Source organism: Catenibacterium mitsuokai (genome assembly GCF_025148785.1).
Taxonomy (GTDB): domain Bacteria; phylum Bacillota_I; class Bacilli_A; order Erysipelotrichales; family Coprobacillaceae; genus Catenibacterium; species Catenibacterium mitsuoka.
Map to the genome: position 1 here is coordinate 553,547 of NZ_CP102271.1, position 14,356 is coordinate 567,902.

Sequence of the window (14,356 nt, forward strand, 5' to 3'; positions counted from 1 at the left end):
ACAACATTCAAAAATAACTTGAGGAGGATTATATATAATGGGAATGACAATGACGCAGAAGATCTTAGCTGATCATGCGGGAGTAAAAGAAGTTCATGCAGGTGAATTAATTGAAGCAAATGTAGATATTGTAATGGCAAATGATATTACAGGACCTATGGCTTTACCAATCTTTAAGAAAATGGCTGATAAGGTCTTCGATAAAGATAAGGTTGTCTTAGTGCCAGATCACTTTACACCTAATAAAGATATTAAATCTGCAGAGAACTCTAAAGCAATCAGAGAATTCTCTCGTGAGCAGGGATTAACACATCATATGGAACAGGGTAAATGTGGTGTAGAACATGCTATCTTACCTGAAAGCGGCATTGTTGTGGCAGGAGATGCTGTCATTGGTGCAGACTCACATACTTGTACTTATGGGGCTATTGGTGCTTTCTCTACAGGTGTAGGAACAACTGATATTGCGACAGGTATGGCAACTGGACAGTTATGGTTCAAGGTACCTTCAGCCATTAAATTTAATCTTCATGGTAAACTACCAAAATACGTATCTGGTAAGGATGTTATTTTACATATTATTGGACGTATTGGTGTAGATGGTGCTTTATATAAATCAATGGAATTTACGGGTGAGGGTGTTAAAGAATTATCTATGGCAGATCGTTTCACTATTTGTAATATGGCTATTGAAGCAGGAGCTAAGAACGGTATCTTCCCTGTTGATGAAGCCGCTATTGAATACTTAGATAAACATGCTAAACGTGACTATAAGATCTATGAAGCAGATAAAGACGCAGAATATGAAGAAATAGTAGATGTAGACTTATCTGCTATTAGACCAACTGTTGCTTTCCCTCATCTTCCAGGTAATGCGAAGACAGTGGATGAGATTGAAGCAATGGATAAGATCTATATTGATCAGGTTGTTATTGGATCATGTACAAATGGTCGTATGGAAGACTTAAGAAAAGCAGCCGCTATCCTTAAAGGTAAGAAAGTCGCTGATAATGTGAGAGTGATGGTTGTACCAGCAACTCAGAAGATTTACTTACAGTGTATCCTAGAAGGTATTCTAGAAACATTTGTAGAAGCAGGATGTGCTGTCAATACACCAAGCTGTGGTCCATGTATGGGTGGTCATATGGGTGTACTTGCGAAAGGTGAAAAGTGTGTTTCTACAACAAATAGAAACTTCGTTGGACGTATGGGTGATGTAGAATCATTAATTTATCTTGCGTCTCCTGAAACAGCAGCTGCAAGTGCGATTGCAGGTTATATCGCAAATCCAGAAAAATTCGGAGGTAATAACTAATGGAAGCTAAAGGTAGAGTATTTAAATATGGTGATAACGTTGATACAGACGTTATTATTCCAGCAAGATATCTTAATTCATTTGATGCCAAAGAATTAGCGAGTCACGCTATGGTGGACTTAGATCCTACATTTGTAGAAAGAGTCCAGCCTGGTGATATTATTGTCGCAAAGAAGAACTTTGGCTGTGGTTCATCAAGAGAACATGCCCCTCTTGCATTAAAGACAGCAGGTGTTTCATGTGTTATCGCAAAAAGCTTTGCACGTATCTTCTATCGTAACTCTATTAATATCGGTTTTGCGATTCTTGAATGTCCAGAAGCCGTAGATGGTATTGATGATGGCGATGAAGTAAAAGTAGATTATGAAACAGGTAAGATTTATAACTTAACTAAGAATACAGAATATCAGGGTCAGCCTTTCCCACCATTCATGCAGAAGATTATTGAACAGGGTGGTCTTGTAAACTATGTCAATAATAAGAAAGGATAGAGGATATGGAAAAGAATATTGCGGTTATTAAAGGTGATGGAATCGGTCCTGAAATTGTGAATGAAGCAATTAAGGTACTTGATGCCATCGCAAAGAAATATAATCATACATTCAATTACAAGAATATCCTCATGGGAGGCTGTTCTATTGATGCTTATGGAGTCCCATTAACTGATGAGGCATTAGAAGTCGCAAAAAACAGCGATGCTGTATTATTAGGTTCTATTGGAGGAGATACAAATACATCTCCATGGTATAAATTAGATCCTGCATTAAGACCGGAAGCAGGATTATTAAAGATTAGAAAAGAATTAGGATTATTCGCAAATCTTAGACCTGCTTATTTATATAAAGAACTTGCAGGTGCATGTCCTTTAAAGGAAAGTACTTCTGCAGCAGGTTTTGATATGATTATCGTAAGAGAACTTACTGGTGGCTTATATTTTGGTGAAAGAAATACAAAAGAAATCAACGGCGAATTAGTAGCTCATGATAATCTTGTTTATTCAGAACATGAAATTAGACGTATCGCACAAAGAGGATTTGAAATTGCGATGAAACGTGATAAGAAGCTTACAAGTGTTGATAAAGCAAATGTCTTAGATACATCACGTTTATGGCGCAAGATTGTGAATGAAGTGGCTCAGGATTTTCCTGAAGTCAAAGTAGAACATATGCTTGTAGATAACTGTGCGATGCAGTTAGTCAAAGATCCAGCACAGTTTGATGTTGTCCTCACTGAGAATATGTTTGGGGATATTTTAAGTGATGAAGCCTCTATGGTGACTGGTTCTATTGGAATGTTATCAAGTGCTTCACTTCGTGAAGATCATTTAGGTATGTACGAACCAAGCCATGGCAGTGCACCAGATATTGCAGGACAAAATATTGCGAATCCACTCGCTACTATCTTAAGTGCCGCTATGATGCTACGTTATTCATTTGATATGGATGAAGAAGCAGCATGTATTGAAAAAGCAGTAGAAAAGGTTCTTGCGGACAATATCCGTACAGTTGATATTTATAAAGAAGGAATGACAAAAGTATCTACATCACAGATGGGTGATGCTGTGGTAGAAAGACTTTAGGAGGGTAATATGAGAAGTGATAATGTAAAAAAGGGAGTAGAACGTGCACCTCATCGTTCACTCTTTAATGCCTTAGGCATGACAGAAGAAGAGTTAGAAAGACCTCTAATCGGGGTAGTTTGTTCCTATAATGAAATCGTTCCTGGTCATATGAATCTAGATAAGATCAGTGAAGCAGTTAAGAAAGGTGTTTATTTAGCTGGTGGTGTACCAGTTGAAGTACCTGCCATTGCGGTATGTGATGGTATTGCGATGAACCATACAGGTATGAAATATTCACTTGTTACTAGAGAATTAATCGCAGATAGTACAGAATGTCTTGCAACAGCCCATCAGTTTGATGGTCTTGTCATGATTCCTAACTGTGATAAGAACGTACCAGGCTTATTAATGGCAGCCGCTCGTTTAAATATTCCAACTATCTTTGTATCAGGTGGTCCAATGCTTGCAGGTAAGAAATTAAATGGTAAGAAGACTTGTCTTTCTTCACTATTTGAAGCAGTCGGTCAATATAATGCTGGTACTTTAGATGCTGCACATCTAGAAGAGTTTGAAGAAAAAGCATGTCCAACATGTGGTTCATGTTCAGGTATGTATACTGCAAACTCTATGAACTGTTTAACTGAAGCACTCGGTATGGGTCTTCGTGGTAATGGGACTATTCCAGCTGTTTATTCAGCACGTATTAGACTTGCAAAACATGCTGGTATGAAAATCATGGAATTAGTAGAAAAGAACATCAAACCAAGAGATATCATGACTCCAGCTGCATTCAAGAATGCAATGACAGTAGACATGGCTTTAGGATGTTCTACAAACTCAATGCTTCATTTACCAGCTATCGCACATGAAGCAGGTGTTGATTTAAATCTTGAAATTGCGAATGAAATTTCTAAATATACACCAAACCTTTGTCACTTAGCACCAGCAGGTTCTACATTTATGGAAGACCTAGATGATGCAGGTGGCGTATACGCAGTCATGAATGAACTTGATTCTTTAGGTATCTTAGATACAACAGGTATTACATGTACTGGTAAGACTATTAAAGAAAATATTTCAGGATGTGTGAACTTAGATCCAGAAATCATCCGTCCTGTTGATAACCCTTATATGAAAACAGGTGGTATTGCGGTATTAAAGGGTAATATTGCACCTGATAGCTGTGTCGTTAAAGCAGCTGCAGTAGCTCCTGAAATGATGACACATACTGGACCAGCTAGAGTATTTGATAGTGAAGATGATGCAATCAAGGCAATCCGTGCTGGTAAGATTGTGAAAGGTGATGTTGTTGTTATTCGTTATGAAGGTCCTAAAGGTGGTCCTGGTATGAGAGAAATGTTATCTCCTACAAGTGAAATTGCTGGTATGGGTCTTGATAAAGATGTTGCATTAATTACTGATGGTCGTTTCTCAGGTGCTACTAGAGGGGCTTCTATTGGACATGTGTCTCCTGAAGCAGCAGTAGGTGGACCTATCGCTTTAATTGAAGAAGGAGATATGATTTCTATCGATATTCCAAATAATAAGATCAATGTTGCCGTAGATGATGAAACATTAGAAGCACGTCGTGCTAAATGGCAGCCAAGAGAACCTCGTATCACTACAGGTTACTTAAGACGTTATGCAGCACAGGTAACAAGTGCCAATACTGGTGCTGTATTACAGCCAAACGATAAGTAAAGGGGGAAATCCAAAAATGTTAATGAAAGGATCGGACATTGTAGTAGAAAGCCTTCTTGAACAGGGCGTTGATACTATCTTTGGCTATCCAGGAGGGGCAATCCTAGAAGTCTATGATAGTTTATATAAATATCAGGATAAGATTCATCATGTCCTTACATCTCATGAACAGGGGGCGTCTCATGCAGCTGATGGTTATGCACGTGCCACTGGTAAAGTGGGTGTCTGTATGGCAACAAGTGGACCAGGTGCCACTAACCTTGTCACAGGTATTGCGACAGCCATGATGGATTCTATTCCTTTAGTTGCTTTAACTGCCAACGTAGGTGTTAATGCCTTAGGTAAAGATGCCTTCCAGGAAATTGATATCAAGGGTGTGACTATCCCTATTACTAAACATAACTTTATTTGTAAATCACCAGAAGAATTGGCTCCTACTATTCGTAAAGCATTCCAGATTGCGAAAGAAGGTCGTCCAGGTCCAGTATTAGTCGATATGACTAAGAATGCGACTGTAGGTTCATGTGAATATACTAAAAAGGTACCAGAGACCATTGGCAGCCGTAATTATACATTCCCTACATCTTCAATTAAGAAGGCAGTAGAAATGATTGAAGCATCAGAAAAGCCATTTGTATTTGTCGGTGGTGGATGTATTGCTTCTCAGGCTAGTGCAGCTTTAAAAGAATTAGTAGAAAAAATTGATGCACCAGTTACTGATACATTAATGGGTAAAGGGGCTTATGATGGCACTAATCCACGTTATGCAGGAATGCTTGGTATGCATGGGACTAAAGCAAGTAATATTGGTGTATCAGAATGTGACTTATTGATTGCGATTGGTGTACGTTTCAGTGACCGTATTACTGGTAATGTGGATACATTTGCGAAGAATGCGAAGATTATTCATATTGATGTCGATGATGCAGAAATCGATAAGAATGTGCCTGCTGATTTAGGTATTGTCGGAGATGCAAAAGATGTTATTGAAGCTATTAATTTAACTTTAACACAACAGAACCATCCAGTATGGATGAAAGAAATACGTACATTAAAGGATCGTTATCCTTTAACATATGATCAGTCTAGATTAACTGGTCCATATGTTATTGAACAGATTGATAACTTCACTGATTCTCAGGCTATTATTACAACTGAAGTAGGTCAGAACCAGATGTGGGCAGCTCAGTATTATCACTATAGACGTCCTAGACAGTTCTTAAGTTCTGGTGGACTTGGTACTATGGGTTATGGACTAGGTGCTGCAATAGGAGCTAAATATGGCTGTCCTAATCAGTTAGTATTCAATATTGCAGGTGATGGATGTTTCCGTATGAACCTCAATGAATTAGCCACTGCATCACGTTACAATGTCCCAATCATTGAAGTAGTACTTAATAACCATGTACTTGGAATGGTAAGACAGTGGCAGACATTATTCTATGGTGAACGCTATAGTGCAACAGTACTTCATGATAAGGTAGACTTCTGTAAGGTAGCAGAAGGATTAGGTTGTAAAGCCATCCGTGTCACTAAGAAAGAAGAAGTGATGCCTGCTTTACAGGAAGCAGTGGATTATCATGGTCCAGTTGTAATCGAATGTATTATTGATGATGATGACAAGGTATTCCCAATGGTTGCGCCAGGAAGCTCTATTGCGGAAGTATTTGATGAAGCAGATATTAATAAGTAATTAAAAAGGCTTGAAATAAAATCAAGCCCAATGGAGTCAACTTAAGAAGTCGGCTCTTTTTTATTGCTATTTTTCCTATTATAAGTGTATATTTATGGTGTTGTAGTTAAGAATAAAAGATTGCATATGTTTATATAAAGCCATAAATATAGTATAATGTAGTTAAGAAAGAAGGCGATTATATGTTTGTTAGAGCTGTAAAAAATAATAAAGGTAAGAAAAATACCTACTTCTGCTCACTTGTTGAGTCATATCGTGACGAATCCGGTGTCCCTAAACACCGTGTCCTTATCAACTTTGGACAGGTTGATGAGGAAGCTGTCCCTTATTTAAAGGCTGCTTTCGCTAAAAAGAAGCCTCGTCTTGTTTATGATGATGAATGATGTAGTTAAGTCTTCTGAACTATCTGAACTTTTCTTTGACTTCAATACTTTAATACATTCTACCAGGGTCAATGAACTCTGCAGAAAGAAAAAGTGCGATTTCACTCGCAGCAGAAACATGAACTTCTATTCTATTATCTACTATTTCATTTTCAGAAACAGAACTACCACTAATGCTGAGCTTACACATTTCTACTCTTCTATAGACAGATTTGAAAAGAGAATCAGTAAGCAGGCACTGAATAAAGCTATAAGAAAGCTCAACCCTAATGTCTTCACATATCTTATTAATCAGTTCGCATCTATCTATTATTCAACTTCACTTCCTAAAAAATACCGAGATCATCTTCTTATTGCAGAAGACGGTACCTATATGGAGATTCCTTATAATATGCTTAATATCAATGAATTTCAGTTCGCGCTTGGATGTCATGTACGTAATATGTTTGATGTAAAGAAGGTCCAGTCAAAGGCAGGAGGGCTATATGATGTTACCAATGGATTATTTATAGACTTTTCATTGAGACAGGCTCCCTATTCTGAGACGCCTCTAGCCTTTGCACATCTCTACAGGACAAGGGAGATGCTGGAAAATCAAAAAGTCATCTATCTGGCTGACAGATATTATGGATCTGCTGAAATCATATCTCACCTGGAAGACCTAAGATACAGTTATGTCATCAGAGGGAAATCAAACTTCTATAAGAAGCAGGTTGCGGGCATGGAATCAGATGATGAATGGATTGAAGTTGAAGTTGATGAAAAATGGCTTAAAAGATTTCGATTTTCTCCAGAAGCCAAGAAACTGAGAAAAGAAAATCCAACCCTTAAGATCAGGGTCATTAAAAGAGAGTATCGATATACTGATAATAAGAATAAGGAGCACTGTGAAAACCTGATATATTTTACTAATCTTAGTAGCGAAAGCTTTACAACTGATGAAATCATGGAAATCTACTCAAGAAGATGGGATATAGAGGTTTCGTATAAGACAATGAAGACAACACAGGAAGTTGAGAGACATATAAGCAGTGATGGAGATGTTGCAAGAAATGATATATATGCCAAGGTTCTGTTTCATAATATAGCCGGTGTTATAAGAAAGGAAATGAATCAGGAATTAAAGAATAGACATGTACCAGATACTAAAGAATGCGTAACGAACATAACGCAGCTGCACTCTATTATTCATGAAACGAATTTCCTGTACTGCTTTATGTTTGGATTGAAGGAAAGAATCAAAGAAAAGATAGATAATATCACGAAGCATCTAAACAAAATAAAAGTACCTGTCCGTCCAAACAGGCACTTCCAACGCTGGGGTAGAATCATGAAGAGTCCGCCATCATATCGCTTTAGACTTGATGGAAGGAACAATCCGAAATACAGACGACACCAGTCTGTTCTCATGACCGTAGCCCCGTAGTTAAGAATATACATATATATTCTAACACACAATTTTTAAAAATGGGCTGATTTTTTATGGGGATTTATGCGCTTTTTTTGGAAGTTGAAATCCAAACTCAAATTAATCCTCACATTTTTCTATAAAACTAAAAAAAGCATCAACTTAGTGGATGTCTAAATCCTTAAGTTGATGCCATTGGGCTTGAAATAAAATCAAGCCTTTTTTAGTGGGATAGAGATATGGATGGAGAATGTTTCTTCACTTTCTTCAATAGAACATGTTCCTTCATGTAATTCTACAATACGTTTAACACTTTTTAAACCAATCTTATTACTTTCTACTTTAGATAAGTCACTCTTCTTTTTATTGGTTAAGAGGAGATCAAAAGAATCATCAAGAGTAAGAGTCATATCTACATGTTTATCTGAATATTTATGAATATTAGAACAGAGGTTATTGATCATTCTTTTGATCATGGAGAAGTCTAAAAGGACTTCTTTTTTTATGTATTTAATGTCTTTGTGAATGATAAAACCTTCTAATTCTAGATAGTTGAGATTCTCTTCTATATAACCTAAGAGTTCTTCTGTAGATATCTTTTCTAATTGAGGATGACTATTCTGTTCAAACACAAGTGAATAGGCAAATGTCTTATTAGAGAGTTCTTTGATTTGTTCTACTTTGTCAATACATCTATGTAAGTAGTTATCCATCTGTTCCTGATCCTTGAAACAATGTAAGGCAAGAATATCCAGATAACCTCTTAAACTTGTGAGAGGAGTTCTTAAATCATGTGACATGGCAGTAATCAGATCATGATGTGTCTGCTGCATTTCTTTTTCTTTCTCATAATTTTCTTCTAATGTCACTCTTAGACCATCCATCTGATGAGCAAGTATTGCAAGTTCATCACGTCCTTGAATTGTCATAGGATGAGATAAATCACCATGGGACATATTGAGTATTTCCTGTTTTAAACATTCAATATATTTGACTTTATGACGAATAAAAAAGAAAGTAGGAAGAAGGAATGTGAGGAAAGAAGCAAACAAAGCAGCATAGAAATAATACTTAATATACTTAAGCAAGTTCATATCATACAGTTCTACTTCAGCTTTTTGATCCTTAAATTGGATTGTCTTTGTATAAACCATATTATAAGCATCTGTTTCAAAGTCATTTTGTAAGATATAAAGTGGTGTAATCATACTCACTGGCTCTGTAAGAATAGTGGCATAATTACCTGCTACATAATACTCATCCACATTATCATAAATATAAATAGACAAATAAGGGTCTTTTGTCTTAATTAATTTCTTAATCTTTTTCTTATCAGTCAGATTCACATCTTTCGCTTTTTCTTTAAAATCCTTAAAGAACTTTGTTCTTTTTTCTTTAATACCAGCAATATCATCAACAAAAGAATAATAATGGGAAATCTGTTCTCTAAAACAGCTATAGACAAGTACAGCGGAAATACTAGAGACAATCAATATCATAACAATCTTAGATGCAAGACTTACATATCTCTTACTCACAATAATATCCTTTACCCCAGATTGTTTTGATATGTTCAGGATTTGTAGGATCCTTTTCAATCTTCTGTCTTAAATGTCTAATATGCACCATGATTGTATTGTTTGCCCCATAATAATATTCTTCATGCCAGATAGCTTCAAATAGCTGACTAGGAGAAATAACCTGCTGTTTATTCATTAATAGATACTCTAGAATATTATATTCTAAATCTGTTAAGTTGAGTTTCTCTCCATCTATTGATGCTGTACGTTTCGCACTATTGACTTCTATATTACCTGTCTTATATGTAATCTGTTTTTCTTGTGTAGTACCTTTACCCTGATACACATGATAACGTCTCAGTAATGCTTTCACACGCCCATTTAATTCATTATAAGAAAATGGTTTAGTCAGATAATCATCACCACCACTAGAAAAACCTAATGTCTTATCACTATCCTGCCCCTTTGCGGTTAAAAAGAGAATAGGGGCTTTTGTTTTCTCTCTTAATAGAACACAAGCCTGATATCCATTCATCTCTGGCATCATCACATCAAGAATAATGAGATCTGTATCATCATCCACTAATTCGAGTGCTTCTTTTCCATTACTTGCTTCTATCACTTCATACCCTTCACTTGATAATAATACCTGGATGACTTCACGTATGTCCTTATCATCATCCACAACCATGATCTTTTCGTTCATAACTATCTCCAATCCTTTGCCTTCACCCAATTTTCATGAGGTAACATATGACCAAGATGATCCATCACCTTGGATTGTGAACTATACATACCAGTCAACTTCATTTTCTTCTTTAAATCACTTGAAGATATAGAATTGAGGTTTTTAGGCATATTCTTTTTTCTATAGTATTTACCGAAATAGACAAGCTGGTTCATATCCACACGACTATCTTTTCTTACTATATAAGATGTCATCTGATGGTGAATATGACCATATTCTCCATCTGGATTATGTGTGACTACAGTTTTCCATTTCTTCTTACTTAATATATAGTGTACATCATTTTTAATATATTTTCTTGCTTTATCCCAGTTATCTCTCTGTCCATTTGTCTTATCTGGATAATTAAACATTACACCTGTATTATGTGTGGCTTTCATGACATTCATGAATTCTTTTCTTCTTGTCTTATTATTGCCATTAGTTATACATACGACAAGATAATGTTTCTTTAAAAGATGACTGCCACCCCAGATTGTTTCATCATCAGGATGTGCTACAAACATCACAGAATCTATATTTTTTAGATTTAATCCATCAATCATCTTCTTATGCTTAATCGTATTATTAGAACCAAATAATGAACTAATCATCAACAAAGAACTGATTGTCAACATTTTTAAATTATTCATATTTTATCACCCATTTTTACAATACCATCTCTTTATTTAAAAAACCTTAAAAGAAATCTTAAGAATTCTTAAACATAAAGCTTACAAAAATTAAGCGTTTTTAAGAAAATATTAAGCCTAAAATTAAGGTTTATTTCTTATAATAGTAACGAGGTGAAAATCATGACACGAAAAGACAAACGCACTCTTTGTCTATTAGGTCTATTAAGCATTGTATCTGTATTCCTGCTTACAACTCATGTCTTTGGAAACAGGATTGACTGGTATAGCCAGCATGTCGTTATTGGGGATGCATTAAGACATGCTATAAGAAGTGAAGGAACACTCTTTCCTACCTATATTAAAGAATTGATGGGTGGAGGCAATATTTATCATTTCTCATATTATGGCTATTTAAGACCTGACATACTCATAGGTGCTTTACTTATACATATTGATATGCAGACAATTATCATTGCGTATAGTGTATTGATGATGACATTGTCTGTTTTATGCTGTTATATCTTCTTAAGACAGCATACCAAAGATGAGAACATCTGCATTTTTGTCAGCTTACTTGTATTATTATCAAGTATCTTCTTTCATTCTCATAAACAGATCATGTTTGTGAATTATATGCCTTTCTTATTTTTAGCTTTAATCAGCATTGAAAAGAAGAACTTTGTGGCTTTTACACTATGTGGGAGTTTAATTGTACTTCATAGTTATTTCTATTGTATTGGATGCTTTATTGTATGTTTTATCTATTTACTTTATCGTCATCCAGGTGAATGGAAGAAGCTCTTTGTCTCTTATATACTCATTGTCTTATTGACAGCAATACTGACAATCCCTACATTACTTGTTATTTTAAGTAATGGGAAATCTGGGGCTCCTATACAGCTTGCTTCTCTATTTATTCCTTCACTTAATTTAAAAGGACTTCTTTATAGTGAATATGGGTGTGGACTCACTTATATCTCTTATGTACTCTTAGTTCTCGCATTAAGTGATAAACAGTTACAGAAGCTTTCAGCTGTATGTCTTGCATCATTCTACTCTCCATTTGTATGGTTTATTATGAATGGCTTCTTATATGCAAGAAGTAAGATCATGCTTGTCTTTATACCACTCGTCGCTTATATCATGTGTATGATGTTGGTTAAGATTAAAGAGGGAAATATCAAACTCTCTAAGTATTCTCTTGTATTACTTATTATTCCAGTATTTTTTATTAAATACCCACTTTCAGCACTTATAGACTGTCTCTTTGTGATTCTTCTTTTATTACAGAAAAGAAAGAATCTCATTTATGCTTATCTTGTTATACCAATGTTGGTTGTATCCTATACAAACTGTCCATCCTCTTTCTATCAGCCTAAGAAGTATGAAAAGAATGTATCACAGTTAGTAAGAAGAAATAAGATAGTCACTGCAGCCGATCTCACTACAAGACAGAATGTCAATCAGACATATGGGAATAGAATAAAGCGTGTATCAGGTTATACATCAACAAATAATAAATACTACAATACATTCCTATTTGATACATTAAGAATACCTATTCCGACAAATAACCGTGTCGCTCAGAATGATACCGACAATATCTTCTACTTAAGAACATTAGGTATTGATACAGTGATATCTAAAAGCCAGGCTCCTTATGGTTATTCTTTAAAAGATCATGCTAAGAAGATTAAGCTTTATCAATCCAATACAGCCTTACCACAGGCCTATGCAACAAGTTCATTAATGAGTGAGAAGCAGTTTAAACAGCTCTCTTACCCTTATACATTGGATACATTAATGAATTGTGCCATTGTGAATAAAGGTAATAGTCACTACAAAAGTCAATTTGTAGAAGAGAATCCAGGATTTAAGAAATCTTATCATATTAAAAATAAACAGAAGATAGAATTGACACTTAAGCGTCAGACAAACAATGAAATCGTTGTATTAGAATGTGATATTGTCAACAACAGACCTGAAAAAGGTGTCTTTATCACAGTTAATGGAATGAAAAATAAGCTAGCAAGTATTACAAACCCTTATTATCATCCGCATACACATTTCACATTTGTCACTACTACAAACCAATTAAAGGTTTCTTTATCTAAAGGAAACTATTTGATTAAGAATATCAAGATGCATACTTTACCTGCATCAGCCTTAAATCAAAAAGTAGATGCCTTAAACTTAAAGAAAACTTCCCATGTTTTAGAAGGAAACATCCATGTATCAAAAGATGGTTACTTCATTACCCGTATTCCTTATGAAAAAGGTTACCGTCTTTATGTTGATAATAAAGAAGTCAATATTGAAAAAGTGAATCAAGCTTTTATTGGATGTCCTATAAGTAAAGGATCTCATCAAATAAAGATCACCTTTAGTCCACCTGGATATACTCTTGCATGTATTACAAGTGGTGCAGGCGTTATTTTATTAGTTATATTCTATGTCTATGGAAGGAGACATTTAAATGGATAAAATCAGTATTATCGTTCCTTGTTTTAATGAAGAGGACGTTGTTTCTATGTTTTATCAGGAAACAACTAAACAATTACATCGTATACCGGATATCGATTATGAATTATTATTTATAAATGATGGGTCGAAAGACCATACAGCATCAGTCTTAAAAGAACTTGCTGAAAAAGATAGCCATTGTTTCTATTTCACATTCTCTCGTAATTTTGGGAAAGAAGCAGCCATGTTTGCAGGATTAGAAAAGGCTACAGGTGACTATGTCGTTATCATGGATGCCGACTTACAGCATCCACCTAGACTTCTACCTGACATGTATCATGCCTGTAAATATGAAGGCTATGATTGTGCAGCAGGTAAAAGAGTAGACCGTACTGGAGAAGGAAGACTTCGTAACTTCCTTTCTCATTCTTTCTACAAAGTCATTCAGAAATTAACAAAGATGGATATGGATGATGGTGCAGGGGACTTTAGAATGATGTCTCGTCAGATGGTGGATGCCATACTAGAACTCAAAGAATATAATAGATATATGAAAGGCTTATTCTCTTTTGTAGGTTTTGATACAAAATGGATTGAATTCCATAATGTAGAAAGAGCCGCAGGGCAGACAAAATGGAACTTTACGAGTCTATTCTCTTATGCCTTTAAAGGTATCTTCTCTTTCTCGGCAACACCTATTACCTTTGCAGGTATTATAGGTACATTCCTGATTTTCTTATCTCTTATTATTAGTGTGATCTCTGTAGTGATGCACTATCATACTTTAGTGGTTGATCTTATCCTTTTCTTAAGTGGTGTCCAATTGATCTTTGTTTCCATACTTGGTCAGTATTGTACATCATGTTACTTTGAAACAAAGAAAAGACCAATCTATATTATTAAAGATACAAATAGAAAATATTAAAGATATATGGTAATATTTGTGAGGA

12 protein-coding genes are annotated in these 14,356 nt (G+C 35.4%); 9 read left to right on the top strand and 3 right to left on the bottom strand.

Going from position 1 to position 14,356, the window contains the following annotated elements; translation table 11 throughout:
• Positions 1–37: 37 nt before the first annotated feature.
• The 7 genes from leuC to NQ499_RS02740 all read left to right on the top strand — a co-directional run bounded on the left by leuC (position 38) and on the right by NQ499_RS02740 (position 8,079).
• Positions 38–1,315, top strand: coding sequence for a 3-isopropylmalate dehydratase large subunit (gene leuC, locus NQ499_RS02710; protein WP_006505166.1), 1,278 nt, complete (start codon positions 38–40; stop codon positions 1,313–1,315).
• Entirely contained in the window at positions 1,315–1,806 is a 492-nt protein-coding gene (gene leuD, locus NQ499_RS02715; RefSeq protein ID WP_006505167.1) for a 3-isopropylmalate dehydratase small subunit, read from the top strand. The genes leuC and leuD overlap by 1 nt, the downstream gene beginning before the upstream one ends.
• A gap of 5 nt (positions 1,807–1,811) precedes the next feature.
• Positions 1,812–2,894, top strand: coding sequence for a 3-isopropylmalate dehydrogenase (leuB, locus tag NQ499_RS02720; protein WP_006505168.1), 1,083 nt, complete (start codon positions 1,812–1,814; stop codon positions 2,892–2,894).
• Positions 2,895–2,903: 9 nt separating this feature from the next.
• Positions 2,904–4,577, top strand: a complete 1,674-nt coding sequence (gene ilvD / locus NQ499_RS02725; protein WP_006505169.1) for a dihydroxy-acid dehydratase — start codon at positions 2,904–2,906, stop codon at positions 4,575–4,577.
• A gap of 16 nt (positions 4,578–4,593) precedes the next feature.
• The gene (ilvB, locus tag NQ499_RS02730; protein ID WP_006505170.1) at positions 4,594–6,270 is read left to right on the top strand and encodes a biosynthetic-type acetolactate synthase large subunit; all 1,677 of its coding nucleotides are present in this window, start codon (positions 4,594–4,596) and stop codon (positions 6,268–6,270) included.
• A 182-nt stretch (positions 6,271–6,452) separates the two neighbouring features.
• Entirely contained in the window at positions 6,453–6,653 is a 201-nt protein-coding gene (locus NQ499_RS02735) for a hypothetical protein (RefSeq protein ID WP_006504377.1), read from the top strand.
• Positions 6,640–8,079, top strand: coding sequence for an IS4 family transposase (locus NQ499_RS02740; RefSeq protein ID WP_006504378.1), 1,440 nt, complete (start codon positions 6,640–6,642; stop codon positions 8,077–8,079). The genes NQ499_RS02735 and NQ499_RS02740 overlap by 14 nt, the downstream gene beginning before the upstream one ends.
• A 194-nt stretch (positions 8,080–8,273) precedes the next feature.
• Here NQ499_RS02740 and NQ499_RS02745 read toward each other — a convergent pair whose 3' ends face one another.
• The 3 genes from NQ499_RS02745 to NQ499_RS02755 are packed head-to-tail and all read right to left on the bottom strand — an operon-like array spanning position 8,274 to position 10,961.
• Positions 8,274–9,599 (bottom strand): HAMP domain-containing sensor histidine kinase, encoded by a 1,326-nt coding sequence (locus NQ499_RS02745; protein ID WP_006505193.1) that lies wholly within the window; start codon positions 9,597–9,599, stop codon positions 8,274–8,276.
• The gene (locus NQ499_RS02750) at positions 9,592–10,287 is read right to left on the bottom strand and encodes a response regulator transcription factor (RefSeq protein ID WP_006505192.1); all 696 of its coding nucleotides are present in this window, start codon (positions 10,285–10,287) and stop codon (positions 9,592–9,594) included. The genes NQ499_RS02745 and NQ499_RS02750 overlap by 8 nt, the downstream gene beginning before the upstream one ends.
• Positions 10,288–10,289: 2 nt before the next feature.
• On the bottom strand, positions 10,290–10,961 hold the full coding sequence (locus tag NQ499_RS02755; protein WP_040389738.1) for a PIG-L family deacetylase: 672 nt from the start codon (positions 10,959–10,961) through the stop codon (positions 10,290–10,292).
• A gap of 162 nt (positions 10,962–11,123) precedes the next feature.
• Between NQ499_RS02755 and NQ499_RS02760 the strand changes: the two genes are divergently transcribed.
• Together NQ499_RS02760 and NQ499_RS02765 are read left to right on the top strand one after the other, a co-directional pair.
• Entirely contained in the window at positions 11,124–13,427 is a 2,304-nt protein-coding gene (locus NQ499_RS02760) for a YfhO family protein (RefSeq protein ID WP_006505190.1), read from the top strand.
• Positions 13,420–14,331, top strand: a complete 912-nt coding sequence (locus NQ499_RS02765) for a glycosyltransferase family 2 protein (RefSeq protein ID WP_006505189.1) — start codon at positions 13,420–13,422, stop codon at positions 14,329–14,331. Before NQ499_RS02760 ends, NQ499_RS02765 begins: the two co-directional genes overlap by 8 nt.
• Positions 14,332–14,356 lie beyond the last annotated feature (25 nt).

Bases quoted from the DNA above. Each gene is read 5' to 3' on its own strand.
- leuC (WP_006505166.1), top strand. From the start codon at position 38: ATGGGAATGACAATGACGCAGAAGATCTTAGCTGATCATGCGGGAGTA.
- leuD (WP_006505167.1), top strand. From the start codon at position 1,315: ATGGAAGCTAAAGGTAGAGTATTTAAATATGGTGATAACGTTGATACA.
- leuB (WP_006505168.1), top strand. From the start codon at position 1,812: ATGGAAAAGAATATTGCGGTTATTAAAGGTGATGGAATCGGTCCTGAA.
- ilvD (WP_006505169.1), top strand. From the start codon at position 2,904: ATGAGAAGTGATAATGTAAAAAAGGGAGTAGAACGTGCACCTCATCGT.
- ilvB (WP_006505170.1), top strand. From the start codon at position 4,594: ATGTTAATGAAAGGATCGGACATTGTAGTAGAAAGCCTTCTTGAACAG.
- NQ499_RS02735 (WP_006504377.1), top strand. From the start codon at position 6,453: ATGTTTGTTAGAGCTGTAAAAAATAATAAAGGTAAGAAAAATACCTAC.
- NQ499_RS02740 (WP_006504378.1), top strand. From the start codon at position 6,640: ATGATGATGAATGATGTAGTTAAGTCTTCTGAACTATCTGAACTTTTC.
- NQ499_RS02750 (WP_006505192.1), bottom strand. From the start codon at position 10,287: ATGAACGAAAAGATCATGGTTGTGGATGATGATAAGGACATACGTGAA.
- NQ499_RS02755 (WP_040389738.1), bottom strand. From the start codon at position 10,961: ATGAATAATTTAAAAATGTTGACAATCAGTTCTTTGTTGATGATTAGT.
- NQ499_RS02760 (WP_006505190.1), top strand. From the start codon at position 11,124: ATGACACGAAAAGACAAACGCACTCTTTGTCTATTAGGTCTATTAAGC.
- NQ499_RS02765 (WP_006505189.1), top strand. From the start codon at position 13,420: ATGGATAAAATCAGTATTATCGTTCCTTGTTTTAATGAAGAGGACGTT.